A 15,255-nucleotide genomic window follows, 5' to 3' on the forward strand; every position below is an offset into this window, starting at 1 on the left:
CCATAGCGCCCCTCTCACGCCAATCCCTCATAGCGCCCCTTGCGCCCTTTGCGTGCCAATCCCCCATAGCGCACTTGGCGTCCTTTGCGTGCACCCCCCTCCGCGCCTCAGCGCCTCTGCGTGAGACCCGCAATCCCCCCATAGCGCTCTTAGCGTTCTTAGCGTGAAATCCCCCCATCACGCCGCTGCGGCCTCCCGCACCCCGATCGACCGCGACCGGGCCACCCGCTCGTCCGCCGCGTCGCGCATTAGCAGCCCGCCCAGCAGGAACGTGAACGGCAGGGGCATCACCTCGTCCACCAAGTTCGAGGAGTAGAAGTTGAACGCCACGTAAAGCAGCGCGGCCAGGACGACCATCGCCGCCATCCGCCGGTCCCAACCAGGGGCCGGACGCCGCATCACCTGAAACACGGAGCCGAACGCCAACAACAACACGGCAACCACGAGCACCAGCCCCGGGATGCCGTACATCGCGAGGAACAGCCGGTACCCGCTCTCCATCAGCGCGCGTCCGCCCCAACGGTCGACCACCAGCGGCTCGGTGCCGAACATCATCACCTGGTCGGGGCCGATGCCGGTGAGCGCGTGCTGCTCGAGGATGGGATCGAGCTGCGACCACGCGTTGTCCACGCGGTACTGGTAGCTCGCGTCCTTGCCCGTCGATTGCGACTGGAGCGCGTAGCCGAATCGCTTCGGCGCGACCGCCACGGCCGCCGCGAGCGCGATCATTCCCGCCAGTACCAACCCGCCCGCCAGCTTCGGATTGCGCCGGAAGAGCAGCACGAGGAACACGAGCCAGCACGCCGCAAACACGAAGTACGCCATCCGAGCCTGGGTGGCGAGCACCGCCGCGGAGTACGCGAAGAGCAGCGCGACCTCGCCCTTGCGCGCCTGCCCCTCCAACAAACGGCCCATGAAGACCGCCAGGCACACGAGCGCCTGGAACGCCAGCGCGCGCGGGTGCCACGTGAGGCCTACCGCGCGCACGCCCGGCGTGCCGTCCCAGAAGTCGATCGACTTGTACGTGTAGAGGTGCGAAAGCGAGATCGCCGGCCCAAACCGGGCGAACTGCAGCAGCCCCACAAGACACGAGAGCGAGAAGGCCGCGACGACCATCCCAAGCACCCACTTGCGGGCTTGGGGCTCGATGTAGACGAGGGCGGAAGCCAAGAAGAAGGGAATCACGGCCTCGAGCAGATACATCTCCGGACGCTGCACGGTGGAGGGTCTCCCCAGCACGATCCAAGCGTGCACCGTCGTGAACACGCTCCACATCTGGAGCACGAAGACCCCGACGATCGGGGCGCACAGCCGCAAGGCGCTGCGAGACATCGAAAAAGCGAACAAACACCAGGGAATCCCGCTCCCAAGGGTCGCGATGCGGCCGATGCCCTCGAAGTCGCGCGGAAGGATGAAGGTCAGGAGATGGAAGGCGACCGTGACCAGCCCCCAGCCGACCAAAAGCCCCCGCATCGCCCCCAACCCCCGGGCATGCTCGGGCAGGCGAACGGCGGCAGCGGTCCCAACGGGTCGGCCGACAAGCTTCATCCAAGCCAAGTATCGGTAGAAATACGGGGACTACGCATGGTGCCCGGGCCCTGGGAGTGCGCGCGCTTGCGCGTCGCCCTGCATCCGAGCGGCTAGCCGCGAGTCCCGGGCGCCGGGCAAGCCCGGCGGGGCAAGGCGACGACCAAGGTCGCGCACTCCCAAACGGGCCAAGGTCGCGCACTCCCAGGTGCGACCAACCCTACTTCAACAGCGGCGCGAGGTCGCGCTTGGGGTACTTGCCCTGCCACTGCGCGAACTCCTCGGCCGGCGAAAGCACCGCCCCAAGAATCGCCTTGGGGTAGGTGAACCACAGGGTCCCCTCCTTCTCCTCGACCACCCACGGGCCTTGCCCCTTCACAGGCACCTCGTAGTAGGTCCGCACGATCAGGTGCAGCTTGTGCTGGAACGCGAACGGGTCGGTGTCTCGCCCCGGGTCCCGGGCAGACTTCAGCGCGATGGCCACGATCGCGGGATCGTACGACTGGAGCTTCTGCACGCTCTCCAAGAACCCCCGAAGCTGCGCGTCCGGCTTGCCGGAGTTCCACGCCTTCGGGGCACGCTCGACGAGCTGGATGACCTCCTTCGTGTGGTTTGCCGCACAACCAGCGAGGATCAGGGCGACGAGGGCCAAGGCGCCAAAGACTTTCATCGGGACCTCAAGAATACGCGACCCCTATGGGAGCGCGCCGATTCAGAGACAGTCGCAAAACCCTGGGTGCCATGCCCGCTTGGCGGGCGTGCGGGGGCTTTCAGCTACAACCTTGAACTCACGCCCGTCCAGCGGGCGTGGCACCCGGAGCCCTTGACTGCAGTTTGCGACAGTCTCTTCATCGGCGCTTTCACAAGCGGTCTGAGATTCCAAGCGCGGATGAATCCGCGCACTCCCATATGGGGACCCCCGGAAGGGAGGCCAAATCGGGTACACCTAGCATCGGCGTCGCACCCCGACGGCGGAAGGGATATGGCAGCGGTAGCAGGCACCGAAACAATCACGATTTCCATCAACGGCGTCGACGTCGAAGTCCCGAAAGGGGAGCTGATCGTCGAATCCGTCAAGCGCCTTGGGCTTGAGATTCCCATCTTTTGCTACCACCCTCGGATGAAGCCCGTCGGCATGTGCCGCATGTGCCTCGTCGAGGTCGGGTTCAAGCAGCAGGACGGCTCGGTGCGCATGATGCCCAAGCCCCAGGCGGGGTGCACCTTGCCCGCCTCCGAGAACATGGTGGTGCTCACCGACTCCGAGATGGTCCACCGCGACCGCAAAGGGGTCCTCGAGTTTCTGCTGATCAACCACCCCCTCGACTGCCCGATCTGCGACCGTGGCGGCGAGTGCCCGCTGCAGAACAACACGCTCTACTACGGACCCTCCACCAGCCGGTTCGTCGAACTCAAACGCCACCTTCCCAAGGCCTTCCCGCTCAGCCAGTACGTGACGCTCGACCTCGAGCGGTGCATCCAATGCGGGCGGTGCGTGCGGTTCACCGAGGAGATTTCCGGGGACTCCCAACTCGCCTTCCGCTTCCGCGGCGCGTCGATGCAGCCGTCCACATTCCAGCTCACCGATTTCGAGTCCAAGTTCAGCGGCAACGTCATCGAGATCTGCCCGGTCGGCGCCTTGACCAGCGCCAAATACCGCTTCCGCGCACGGCCGTGGGATCTCGAAACCAACCCCGCGATCTGCACCCTCTGCTCGAACGGCTGCAACATCTGGTTCGACCACCGCGTGGGCAAGCTCGTCCGAATCAACGGCCGCACCAACGAGGCGGTCAACGAGGAGTGGACCTGCGACCGCGGCAAGTTCGGCCACGATTTCTACAACAGCCCGAATCGTCTCACCCAGCCCCTCATCCGGAAGGAGAACGAACTCGTGCCCTGCTCGTGGGCCGAGGCGTTCGAAGCCATCCTCGAGGGGTTCCAGGGCAAGGGCAACGAGGTCGGCGCGCTGGCGGGAGGCTCCCTGTCGAACGAGTCCCTGTTCATGCTCCAGCGTACGTTCCGCACCCACTTCGATTCCAACAACCTGGATCACCGGTGGACGAAGACCCTTCCCTCCATCGACGACCGCCTCGATCGCAAGATGGGCGTCTCCTCGGTCCAAACCCGACTCGCCGCGTTTGAAGCAAAGACCAACCTCCTGTTGTTCGGCACCTCGCTCGCCGACGAGGAGCCAATCCTCTTCCTCCGCGTGCGCAAGGCGTGGTTCAACAATGCGGCGAAGGTCGTGGTCGCCAGCGCGGAAAGAACGGACGCCGACAGCTTCGCCCACCTCGTGCTCCGCTACAAGCCCGGCACCGAGAAGGCGCTCGCCGCGGGGCTGCTCGCGGCCGCGGTGAAGTCGGGCAAGGCCACGGTGCCTAAGCCGGTCGCGGACCAGCTCAAACCCGCCACGCCGGAGAAGACCGCTGAAATCACAGGCGTGCCCGCCGAACGGATCGTCGAAGCCGCGAACCTGATCGGCCAACACGGCGCCATCGTCTCGACGACCGCCCTCTACGATGTCCCGGAGGCCCAGGACACGCTCGAATTGCTGGCGGGCCTCGCGATGACCACGGGTGCCGAATTCAACTGTTTCGCGCGCGAAGCCAACGAACAGGGCGCCGAGGATCTGGGATTCCTTCCCGACAGCCTTCCCGGCCACCGCTCGATCCTCGAGGGGCTCGGACCCAAAAAGCCCGGACTCGGGACCCACGGCATGCTCAAAGGGTGCGCCGAGGGCACGGTGAAGGCCCTGTGGCTCGCCGGCGTCGATCCCTTCGCCAAGGCCGCCGATCGCGAGATCGTCCAAGCCGCTCTTGAGAACGTGGAGTTCCTCGTCGTGCAGGACGTGGTTGAAACCGAAGCGACCGCGTATGCGAGCGTCGTCCTGCCGATGGCCGCACCCGCCGAGTGCGACGGCACGATGACCAACCTCGAGCGCCGCGTCCAGCGCATGCGCCCCGCGATTCCCGCACGCGGCGAGGCGAAACCCGCGTGGAGGACCTTCGCTGACCTGAACGTGCGCATCAAGCCCGCCACACCCTTCTTCAACGCGGGCGAGATCATGGCGGAGATCGGGCGGACAGTCCCCTGGTTCGCGCCGGCGGACTACGCGAATTTGGACGGCGAGGGCGTGGTCGTCGCACCCTCCGCCAAGGGTCCCGCCGAAGGTAAAGTGGAAGACGCCGAATGATCACCGATTGGATCGCCTCGCAAAGCGCATTCGTGCAGGCCCTGATCCGGGTCGTCTTCCTGCTCCTTCCCCTGCTGATGCTCGTGCCTGGGCTTATTTGGTGGGAACGCAGACTCCTCAGTTGGATGCAGGACCGCATCGGGCCCAACCGCGTCGCCACCTACACGTTCGGCGAGAAGGCCGAGATGTGGGTGCCGGGGGGCAAGCTCCGGTGGACGTGGCCCAAGGGACTCCAAGGCAAGAAGCTGAAGCTTGCCGGTCTTCTGCAGCCCATCGCCGACGGCGTCAAGCTGTTCCTCAAGGAGGACATCACCCCGACGGCCATCGACCGCGTGATCTACTTCGTCGCCCCGGCCGTGGCCCTCTTTCCCGCCTTTGCCATCGCGGGGACGCTGCCGTGGGGCCCGAACCCACTCCTCACGCCGGTCGCCGACGTCAACATCGGCATCCTTTACGTGCTGGCGGTCAGTTCCCTGGGTGTGTACGGCGTGGTGCTCGCCGGCTACGGGTCGAACAACAAGTATTCGCTGCTGGGCGGCCTGCGCGCCTCGGCCCAGCTCATCAGCTACGAACTCGCGATGGGCATGTCTCTGGCGGCCGTCGTGCTCGCCACCGGCTCGCTGAAGATGACCGAGATGGTCCGCGTCCAGGAAGAGCCGCTCTGGGGCGCGGTGCCGGCCCTGCAGAACTGGTTCCTGTTCACGCCGTTCGGCGCGCTCGCCGCTCTCATCTTCGTCGTGTGCGCGGTCGCCGAGACGAACCGCGCTCCGTTCGACCTTCCCGAGGCTGAAAACGAGCTGATCGCGGGCTACCACACCGAGTACAGCTCGATGAAATTCGCCGTGTTTTTCATGGGCGAGTACGCGGCCATGTTCGTGTTCGGAGGCATCTTCGCGGCCGTGTTCCTGGGCGGCTACAACGTCTTGCCTCTGAATTGGGAGGTGCTCGCCGAGCAGTTCCCGGGCATGGCCGGCGCGTTCAAGGCCATGGGCACGCTGAACCTCGCGCTGGCGCCGATCTGGTTCCTGGGCAAATGCGTGGCGGCCATCACGTTCTACATCTGGCTGCGCGCGACCCTTCCGAGGCTCCGCTACGACCAGTTGATGTCGCTCGGGTGGCGCTCGCTTCTGCCGATGGCCGTCGCGAACTTCCTGGTCGTCGCGCTCTGGATCGTCTGCACCTCGGTCTACGGCCCGACCGGCGGTTGGATCGCGGTCGGGATCGCCGCGGTCGTGGTGATGGTGGGCGTCACCGCCATCATCCGTTTCAGCACGCGCACGTCGCCGATGAGTCGGCCGCGCACGATCCAACTCGTCGAGGGGCGAGGCATCGATTACACCGAGGGGGTGGCGGGCAGCTAGCCCGCGAGTCATGGGAGGATGGATTTGGATTCGTCGCTGCTGATCTTCGGCGCGCTGGGGGCGGTCGCCGCGGCGTCCGCGGTCGGGGTCGTGGCATTCGGAAACGCGGTCCGCTCGGCCCTGTGCCTCGTGGCGAACTTCTTCACGCTCGCCTTCCTCTACTTCACGCTGAACGCGGAGCTGCTCGGCATCACCCAGGTCATCGTCTACACCGGGGCGATCATGGTGCTGTTCCTCTTCGTCATCATGCTGTTGAACATCGGCGCGCCCCAGGCGCTCACCGAGAAACGCGATCCCAGGCTGTTGGCGGGCTACGCCTTCGGTGCCGCGTTGTTCGCCCTGCTGTTCACGCAAGTGATCCTTCCCCTCAAGGACTTGAACCAACCGGGTTCGCCCGACGCCTACGGCTCGCCGCAGGCCGTCGGCCGCGCCCTCTTCACCGGCTACGTCTGGCCGCTCGAAATGGTGAGCGTCCTGCTCGTCATCGGCATCGTGGGATCGATCCTGCTTGCCAAGAGGAGGATCTGAGTTGAGCGGCGTTCCTTTGATGGCCTACCTCGCGCTCGGCCTGTTCATGTTCACCACGGGCGTCGTGGGCGTGATCATCCGACGCAACCCAATCGTGATCTTCATGTGCATCGAGCTGATGCTCAATGCGGTGAACCTGACGCTCTTGGCTTTCGCCCGCTACCAGCCTTCCGCCGGGTCCGACCCCGTCGGGAGCGCGATGGCGGGCCAGATGATGGTGATCTTCGTGATGGCCGTCGCGGCGGCGGAGGTCGCGGTCGGCCTCGGCATCATCATGGCGATCTTCCGGCTGCGCCACGACATCGACATCGACGAAATGAATTTGCTTCGCGGATAGCGCATGGACAATCCCTTCTCGCTGATCTGGTACGTGCTGTTCCTCCCGCTGGCGGGCTCGCTGATCCAAGCGTTGTTCGGCGGCGCGGTGGTGCGGCGCCTCGGCCCCGCGCAGGGCAAGCGGCTCATGGGCACGATCGCCGTGCTCCCCGTCGCCGCATCGTTCCTGATCGGCGTGGTGCTGGTCCAGCAGCTCACCACGATGCCCGTTCAGACGCGCCACGAGGTCGTGACACTGTTCGACTGGATCCAACTGCAGAGCATCTCGATTCCGTTCGAGGCCCTGGTCGATCCCCTCTCGATGACGATGGTGTTGATCATCACGGGCGTCGGCGCCCTGATCCACCTCTATGCGACGGGCTACATGGGCGACGATCGCGACTACACCCGCTTCTTCACCTACCTGAACCTGTTTATCGCTTTCATGCTCATCCTCGTGCTGGGCAACAACCTGCCGCTGCTGTTCATCGGGTGGGAAGGGGTCGGTCTCTGCAGCTACCTGCTGATCGGGTTTTGGTACAAGGACCTCAACAACGCGCGGGCCGCCAACAAGGCGTTTATCGTCAACCGCATCGGCGACTGGGGGCTCATGCTGGGCATGTTCCTGCTGATGGTGGTGCTGGCGGGCAGCAAGGTCTCGCTGCAGAGCAACCACTACCTCAGCTACGAGGTGATCTTCGCAAACGCGGTGAACGCCCTGCGCGCGCACCCCGAACTCGCCACGGCGATCGCGTTGCTGCTGTTCGTGGGCGCGTGCGGCAAGTCCGCGCAGTTCCCGCTCTACTTCTGGCTCCCGGACGCGATGGCGGGCCCGACGCCCGTCTCCGCTCTCATCCACGCCGCCACGATGGTCACCGCCGGCGTCTACCTGCTGAACCGCATGCACGTGCTGTTCGAACTGTCGCCGGTCGCCAGCGCGGTCGTCGCGATGGTCGGAGCCTTCACCGCCGTGTTCGCTGCACTGATTGCGTTCGGGCAGACGGACATCAAGAAGGTGCTCGCCTACTCGACGGTCTCTCAGCTCGGATTCATGTTCATCGCGTGCGGCTCCGGCGCGTACTGGGCGGGCATGTTCCACGTCACCACGCACGCGTTCTTCAAGGCGCTGCTCTTCCTCGGCTCCGGCGCGGTGATCTACGCGATGGCGCACGAGCAGGACATGCGGCGCTACGGGAATCTGATCAAGTACCTCCCCATCACCGCGGGAACGATGATCGCGGGGTACCTCGCCATCGCCGGCGTGCCCGGCCTCGCCGGGTTCTACTCGAAGGAAGCGATCCTCGGGGGGGCGCTCGGGAACGAGCACGCGATTGCCGGCGGCGTGAACCTCGGCGCGGTCGCCGGGTGGGTCGGGCTCTTCGCGGCGATGCTCACGGCGTGGTACATGACCCGGCTCACGATGCTCACGTTCTTCGGCAAGCAGGAGCGGTGGCGCGAACTTCCCGCCGAGGAGCACCACGAAGAGGCGCACGCGCACGACGCCCATGAGGCCCACGAGGAGCACGCGCACGAGGATCCCCACGGTTTCTTCTTCACCGACGAGGAGATGGCGGCGCGCCACGAGGAGCACGAGCACCACCACGCGCTGACCGGCGACCACCAGCCGAAAGAGGTCCCGCCGTCGATGTGGATTCCGCTCGTGGTGCTCGCGGTGCTCTCGATCGGCGGCGGCTACGTGCTGCACCAACACGAACTGCTGCAGAAGTGGCTCTACCCGAGCGGCCTGGCGGTCCTCGACCCCGCGCTCGTTCCCGGCCATCCCCACGCCCTGCCGCTGATGGCTCTCTCGATCTTCGCCGCAGGCCTCGGCCTGGCAGCCGGCCTATTCTTCTACTGGAAGGGGCTCCCCGCGAAGGAGACCTACGACGAGTCGAAGTGGAGCCCGTTCCGCAAAGCCGCGCGCGACCAGTTCGGCTACGACGGCGCCTTGATGGACGCGGGCGTGAACGGCGGCCGCGACATCGGGCTGGCGATGTGGAAGGGCGTCGACGTCGCCGTCATCGACGGCGCGGTGAACGGGCTGGCGTGGACGGTCGGACGCATCGGCGACCTCGTGCGCCGGGTCCAGACGGGCTTCGTGCGCTCCTACGCGCTGATGATGCTGCTCGGGGGGGTGGGGTTGCTCCTGTTCCTCCTGATGGAGCTTCGCAAGTTGGGAGGTGCGCAGTAGCATGACTCCCACCGGTTTTGGCATCCTGACCCTCGTCACGTTCCTGCCCCTGCTGTCCGCGCTGGTGCTGATGCTCGTCCCGAAGGAGAGCGTCACGATCCACCGTTACGGCGCGCTGCTCGCCACGGTCGCGACCTTCGGCGCCTCGCTCTACGCGTTTTCACAGTTCCACGGCGGGAGCTACCACTTCCAACTGCTCGAGTACGTGCCGTGGATTCCGAGCCTCGGGATCAGCTACCTGGTCGGCGTGGACGGCATCAGCATCTGGCTTCTGCTGCTCACGACCTTCCTGAGCGTGATCTCCGTGTGGTTCAGCTTCTACGTGAACGATCGCGTGAAGGCGTACATGATCTTCCTGCTGATCCTCGAGACCGCGATGCTCGGGGTGTTCGTGTCGCTCGACATGATCGTGTTCTACACGTTCTTCGAGGCGTCGCTGATCCCGATGTACTTCCTCATCGCGATCTGGGGCGGCGTGCGGCGGTCGTACGCGTCGATCAAGTTCTTCATCTACACGTTCGCGGGCTCGATCTTCATGCTCATCGGCATGATCACCCTTTATCGACTGTACGGCCAAGCCGTCGACGGCCCCGGTTCGTTCAGCCTGATCGACATTCAAGGGGCGGTGGCCAACGGCACGTTGTGGAGCAACGCCGTGGGATTGCAGGCGATCGTCTTCTGGTCGTTCGCCATCGCGTTCCTCGTGAAGTGTCCCGTGTTCCCGTTCCACACGTGGCTTCCCGACGCCCATGTCGAGGCGCCCACGGCAGGGTCGATCATCCTTGCGGGCGTGCTCCTGAAGATGGGCACGTACGGGTTCCTGCGCTTCTGCCTGCCCCTGTTCCCCGACGTGATCCGCGACCAGGTGCCCTACATCATGGGCCTGGCGATCATCGGCATCGTCTACGGCGCGATCGTCGCCGCGATCCAGCCCGATGTGAAGAAGCTGATCGCGTACTCGTCGGTCGCGCACATGGGCTTCATCCTGGTGGGCATCTTCTCCCTGACGCACACGGGCCTGATGGGCGGAGCGGTGCAGCAGCTCAACCACGGCATCAGCACAGGCGCCTTGTTCCTTCTGGTCGGGTTGATCTACGAGCGGCGCCATACGCGCCTTTTCACCGAATTCGGCGGACTGAAGGCGCAGATGCCCATCTACGCCGCGCTGTTCATGATCATCATGCTTTCGAGCGTGGGGTTGCCGGGCACCAACGGCTTCGTCGGCGAGTTCTTGGCGCTCATGGGCGGATTTGAGGCGGCCTTTGCGGGGCAGTTTGGGCTGAGCCTTCCGTTCGCCGTGATCGCGGCGGGCGGCGTGATTCTCGCCGCCGTGTACCTGCTCTGGATGTTCCAGAAGGTGTTCTACGGGCCGAACTCCAACCCGATCAACCAGCGCCTCAAGGACCTCAAGCCTTGGGAGATCGCCATGGTGGGTTGCCTCGTGGTGTTCGTGTTCTGGGGCGGGTTGTTCCCCAACACGTTCCTCAAGCCGATGGAGGCCAGCCTTGGCGCCGCGCGCATGATGGCGCTCAACCCCGAGTCGATGCGCCCGGCGTGGAACAACCTCCGCCAGGATATGGACGCACAGGGGAACCTCGTGCAGGGACAGGACCGCTCGCAAGACGATTTGGCGACGCCGCTGGTCGCGGGGAAGGACGGCGTGGAAGTGCTGGTTCCGGGTTCGTTCCACTTCCCGCTGAAGTCGCCCACGGAAGAGGTCGTCGCCGCGACGACGGGAGCGCCCACCCCGTGACCGCGCGCGAGCGACTGACCGCGGCCTCGCGGGGCGGCCCCACGGATCGGCGCGCTGTGCTGCTGTGGCCATCCGGTTCGCGTTCGGATGCCGAGATCGTGCCGGTGGACGAGGTGGGCGCCGCGCTTTCGGAAGACCCGGACCGCATGGTGCTCGCCCACGTGCTGAGCCCGTTTGGCAGGGCTTTGGCGGACGGTTTCCCGCTCAACGAGTTGCTGACCGCCGACCCCGTTGCGGGCCAGCGCAAGTTGGAGGGCTACCTCGGCGAAACGCGGCAAGATCTCCACACCGCGATGGAGTTCGGGGCCGACGGCGTCTTCTACCAGCTGGAGGGGGCGCACCCGGCGGCGGCGACGCCGATGCAGTACGGCGGCTTCTACCTCGAGCTCGACCGCGCCCTTCTCGGCGAGGTGGGAGAGGCTCGCCTCAATGTGATGTACGTCGCGGGCGGCCCCGAGCCGTATCTCGATTTCGTCGCCGACCTGCCCGCGCATCTGTTCGCTTGGGACGTCGAGACGTCGGGCATCGCCGCCGACGCCGTGCGCCCCATGCGCAAGGGGGCGCTCGCAGCCTCCGATCCCGCGGCCGAGGTGCTGTTCGCCGACGACTGGGTTCGCATCCAGGCGTGGGCCGAGAACGGATCCGATCTGGAAACCACCCATGTTTGATTTCCCCGTCCCCACCATCGACTTCGCGTCCATCGCCCCGATCCTGATCGTGGTGGTGACCGGCATGGTCGCGCTGATCATCGAGATGATCCGTCCGCGCCACGCCAACAGCGCGATGGGCATCGCATGCCTGATCGGTTTGTTCACCGCGGGGTACTTCACCGCCCAGCAGTTCGGGCAGCCGGATTCGGAGACGCTCGCGGGGATGTTCGTGCGCGACCGGTTCGGCCTGGTCATGCAGCTCATTCTCGTGCTGGCCGCCTCGCTGGCCGTGCTGTTCAGCGACGGGTACCTGCGCGCCAAACGCATCGCGTTCGGCGAGTTCTATCCGCTGCTCATCTGGTCCACGGCCGGCGCGATGATGATGGCGACGACCAAGAACCTCCTGATGCTCTTTGTGGGGCTCGAGGTGCTTTCGATTTCGCTCTACGTGCTGGCGGGCATGAGCCGCACGGAGAACAAGTCCGAGGAGTCGGCGCTGAAATACTTCCTGCTCGGGGCCTTCGCCAGCGGGTTCCTGCTCTACGGCATCGCGATGGTCTACGGCGCCACCGGCAGCCTGCATGTGAGCGCGATCTCCGACGCATGGACCAACGGCATCGGCTACCAGCACACGCTGTTGCTGTTCGGGCTTGGGCTGATGCTGGTCGGCCTGGGATTCAAGGCCGCGTTCGTGCCGTTCCACCAGTGGACGCCGGACGTGTACCAGGGCGCGCCCACCAACGTCACGGCGTTCATGGCCGCCGGGTCGAAGATCGCGGCGATCGCCGCGCTGGTGCGCGTGCTGGACGGGATGCTCGCGCTCTCGGACTACTGGATGCCCGCGCTGTTCTGGGTTGCGATCCTCACGATGTCCGTGGGCAACCTCGCGGCGTGCGTGCAGAAGGACGTCAAGCGCATCCTCGGATACTCGAGCATCGCCCACGCGGGATACCTGCTGGTCGCGGTCCTTTCGCACCTGAGCAACCCGGCGGAGATCGGGTTTGGGGCCATCTCGTACTACCTCGTCTCCTACACGCTGATGACCGTCGGCGCCTTCGCCATCGTGACGCTGGGAACGAAGGACGGCCGGGAGGCCACCGGGCTGCAGGATCTGAACGGCCTGTGGCAGCGCTCTCCCTACGCGGCGGGGCTGCTCGTGATCTTCATGATCTCGCTGATCGGGATCCCGCCGACCGCGGGCTTCTTCGGAAAGCTGTACATCTTCAACGACGCGCTGCGCGCCGGGCTCACCCCGCTGGCCATCGTGCTTGCGGTGAACTCGATCATCAGCATCTGGTACTACGCGGGCATCGCGAAGGCAGCCCTGGTCGCGGAGACCGAAGGTGAAGCTCCTTCGCGGCCGCTGGGTGCCGGACTCGCGACGGCGGGCACCGTGTGCGCGGCGGGTCTGTTCGCCGCGGTGATCTTCCTGACGCCGCTCATGGACTGGCTCATGGGTTCGGGGACGACCAGCAACCCGCCCATCACCGCTTCGGTCCAGGAGTTCGCCCGGAAGTGAAGCTCGCCGTCAGCATGTACAGCTACTACCGCACGGTGCGGGACGGCGGCATGGATCTTCCCGGCTTCATTCGTGAGGCCAAGAAGATCGGGGCCGACGGCGTGGAGCTGCTCGACTTCTTCTACAAGGACGTCGAGTCGGACCGCCGAGCGGCGCTGGACGCGCTTACGGAGACCGGGCTTCCCTGCCCCATCTTTTCGGTGGCCCAGAACTTCGCCAAGCCTCTGGCTTCGGAACGCGCCCACGAGCTGGAGAAGATCCGGTTCGGCATCGAGGAGGCCGGCCATTTCGGCGCGGGCGTCGTGCGCGTGTTCGCCGGCGACGTGAGCCCCGGCGTGACCTTCGACGAGGCCCGGGCGTGGATCGTGGAGGGGCTTTCGGAGGCGTCGAAGTTTGCAGCCGACGCGGGAGTGAAACTCGCACTGGAGAATCACGGCAAACTCGCGGGCCGTGGCGAGCAGGTGCGCGGGCTCATCGAGGACGTGCGCGCGGCATGCGGCAACGACGCGCTGGGCGCGAATCCGGACACGGGCAACTTCCTGCTGGTGGACCAAGCCAGCCACGACGCCATCGCCGAGGTCGCTCGTCTCGCGAACATGGTGCACTTCAAAGACTTCACGCACGTGACAAGCGACTACACCGGCCACGTGTTCGAATCACTCGGCGGCGCGCGCTACGCGGGCGCGGCGGTCGGCGAGGGCGTGGTGGACCTCGAGGCGTGCGTCGATGCCCTGCGCAGTGCGGGCTTCGACGGCTGGCTCAGCATCGAGTTCGAAGGCGAGGAGGACCCGCTCGCCGCCGTGCCCCGTTGCGTCGCGAACGCCCGGCGTTACCTCTAGGGTCGTTTGTCGTTTATCGTTTGTCGTTGGTCGTTCAAGGCACCCCTCGCCCCTCTGGGGGAGAGGGGCCGGGGGTGAGGGGCTCCCTTCAAGATCCCGACCATTAGCCTGGAGTGGACTTACAACCCTCGCTTCGATGGGCGGCCCTGGCGGGCCTCGCCTTGATCGCCGCAGGTAACTGGCCCCGAGGCGGGCTCCCTGGCGCGCACGCGCTCCCTCCGGAGTTGCAGCTTGAACCTGAGCAGCATGCCACCGACCGCGCTCCCTTCACGACAACCGTCAAGGGCGTCGAGTACACGGTGAAGCCCCTGTTCACCTATGAGATCTGGGGCATGGTCGTCAGCAAACACGACGCGGGGGTGTGGTACGAGTTCGCGCACAAGCAGTGGAAGGACCACCTCAACGTCGCCGACGTCTGCCTCGTATTCGGCGACAACGTACGCACCGGTGCCTACCAGGGTTTGAACTATTCGAGCGGCGAGTACACGTGCTGCGTCGATGCCCCGACGCAGGAGAAGTGGGAAGCCTTCTGGCCCACCGATCTGTCGAACAACCACCTGCTCACCGACCAGCCCCGACTCGCCAAGTCCCTACGCCGGGTCCAACTCGGCGACCAGGTCCGCATCCGGGGCTTCCTCGTCGAGTATGCGCACCACTCGGGCATGGAGTTCAAGCGGGGGACAAGCACCGTTCGGACCGACCAGGGCGACGGAGCTTGCGAGACGATCTGGGTCGAGGAGTTCGAAGTCCTGAAACCCGGACCACCGACGTGGAAGTGGATGGGATGGGTCGGCGCGAGCCTCCTCGCGGCGTGCGGCGCGGGGTGGCTTTTCCTCCCGCTACGGGTTCGGTAGCTCCTCCAACAAAGCCAGAACCTCGCGAACCACGTCCCGTTGCACTTCAAGCGCCATCGCCGACGCCGGCGGCACATGCAGGAACCCCACCCGCTTCTCGGGAAACCGCTGCAGGGCGCGGAAAAACGCGTAGTTGCACAGGTAGCTTCCAGCATCGACGCTGGGCGCCCTCTCCGCCGTGTCGTCGAGGAGCCACGAAGGCCAGAGCGTCGCGGCCAGAAGCGGGGGTGCCGAAGGGTCGATCGGGCCAGGGCCGTGGACCTCGCCCCGCACGTCGGGTGCCGGACCGATGTGGTTGCGCGCGACGGTCTCCACTCGAAACGCGGACGCCTTGCCCGCCACTCCGAGCATCAACAGCGCGTCGAAGGCGCCCGGGTCCCACTCCTGGAGCGCTTGATCCACCGCGTCGAACGCGACTTCCAACACCCGGTGCTCCCGGCCGCACCCGGCGGCGAGCAGGGCCGACGGGTTCTCCTCGAACTCGCCAAACGCCCCGAACCCCGTGACCAGAACCCTCACGCCCAAGAT

Annotated in this window: 13 protein-coding genes; 10 read left to right on the forward strand and 3 right to left on the reverse strand. The window is 65.8% G+C overall.

Going from position 1 to position 15,255, the window contains the following annotated elements; translation table 11 throughout:
* Positions 1–177: 177 nt before the first annotated feature.
* Positions 178–1,548, reverse strand: a complete 1,371-nt coding sequence (locus M9921_01835) for an O-antigen ligase family protein (protein ID MCO5295577.1) — start codon at positions 1,546–1,548, stop codon at positions 178–180.
* Between the two features lie 199 nt (positions 1,549–1,747).
* On the reverse strand, positions 1,748–2,197 hold the full coding sequence (locus M9921_01840; protein ID MCO5295578.1) for a hypothetical protein: 450 nt from the start codon (positions 2,195–2,197) through the stop codon (positions 1,748–1,750).
* Between the two features lie 312 nt (positions 2,198–2,509).
* On the opposite strand from M9921_01840, the gene nuoG reads away from it, so the two are divergent.
* The 10 genes from nuoG to M9921_01890 all read left to right on the forward strand — a co-directional run bounded on the left by nuoG (position 2,510) and on the right by M9921_01890 (position 14,727).
* Positions 2,510–4,717, forward strand: coding sequence for an NADH-quinone oxidoreductase subunit NuoG (nuoG, locus tag M9921_01845; protein ID MCO5295579.1), 2,208 nt, complete (start codon positions 2,510–2,512; stop codon positions 4,715–4,717).
* Complete coding sequence (locus M9921_01850) at positions 4,714–6,078, forward strand: NADH-quinone oxidoreductase subunit H (GenBank protein MCO5295580.1); 1,365 nt, start codon at positions 4,714–4,716, stop codon at positions 6,076–6,078. Before nuoG ends, M9921_01850 begins: the two co-directional genes overlap by 4 nt.
* Before the next feature lie 18 nt (positions 6,079–6,096).
* Positions 6,097–6,606, forward strand: a complete 510-nt coding sequence (locus tag M9921_01855; GenBank protein MCO5295581.1) for an NADH-quinone oxidoreductase subunit J — start codon at positions 6,097–6,099, stop codon at positions 6,604–6,606.
* A gap of 1 nt (position 6,607) precedes the next feature.
* Positions 6,608–6,943 carry an NADH-quinone oxidoreductase subunit NuoK gene (gene nuoK / locus M9921_01860; GenBank protein MCO5295582.1) on the forward strand — a complete coding sequence of 112 codons (336 nt, stop codon included), beginning with the start codon at positions 6,608–6,610 and terminating at the stop codon, positions 6,941–6,943.
* A 3-nt stretch (positions 6,944–6,946) separates the two neighbouring features.
* The gene (nuoL, locus tag M9921_01865) at positions 6,947–9,112 is read left to right on the forward strand and encodes an NADH-quinone oxidoreductase subunit L (protein MCO5295583.1); all 2,166 of its coding nucleotides are present in this window, start codon (positions 6,947–6,949) and stop codon (positions 9,110–9,112) included.
* A 1-nt stretch (position 9,113) separates the two neighbouring features.
* Entirely contained in the window at positions 9,114–10,865 is a 1,752-nt protein-coding gene (locus M9921_01870; protein ID MCO5295584.1) for an NADH-quinone oxidoreductase subunit M, read from the forward strand.
* Positions 10,862–11,533 (forward strand): hypothetical protein, encoded by a 672-nt coding sequence (locus M9921_01875; GenBank protein MCO5295585.1) that lies wholly within the window; start codon positions 10,862–10,864, stop codon positions 11,531–11,533. Before M9921_01870 ends, M9921_01875 begins: the two co-directional genes overlap by 4 nt.
* A complete protein-coding gene (locus M9921_01880) occupies positions 11,526–13,034 on the forward strand; it encodes an NADH-quinone oxidoreductase subunit N (GenBank protein MCO5295586.1) in 1,509 nt (502 codons plus the stop codon). Before M9921_01875 ends, M9921_01880 begins: the two co-directional genes overlap by 8 nt.
* Entirely contained in the window at positions 13,031–13,873 is an 843-nt protein-coding gene (locus M9921_01885) for a sugar phosphate isomerase/epimerase (GenBank protein ID MCO5295587.1), read from the forward strand. Before M9921_01880 ends, M9921_01885 begins: the two co-directional genes overlap by 4 nt.
* 113 nt (positions 13,874–13,986) lie before the next feature.
* On the forward strand, positions 13,987–14,727 hold the full coding sequence (locus tag M9921_01890; protein MCO5295588.1) for a hypothetical protein: 741 nt from the start codon (positions 13,987–13,989) through the stop codon (positions 14,725–14,727).
* Here M9921_01890 and M9921_01895 read toward each other — a convergent pair.
* On the reverse strand, positions 14,713–15,246 hold the full coding sequence (locus M9921_01895; protein ID MCO5295589.1) for a hypothetical protein: 534 nt from the start codon (positions 15,244–15,246) through the stop codon (positions 14,713–14,715). The two genes, M9921_01890 and M9921_01895, sit on opposite strands and share 15 nt — an antisense overlap.
* Positions 15,247–15,255 lie beyond the last annotated feature (9 nt).

The organism is Fimbriimonadaceae bacterium, assembly GCA_023957775.1.
Taxonomy (GTDB): Bacteria; Armatimonadota; Fimbriimonadia; order Fimbriimonadales; family Fimbriimonadaceae; genus JAMLGR01.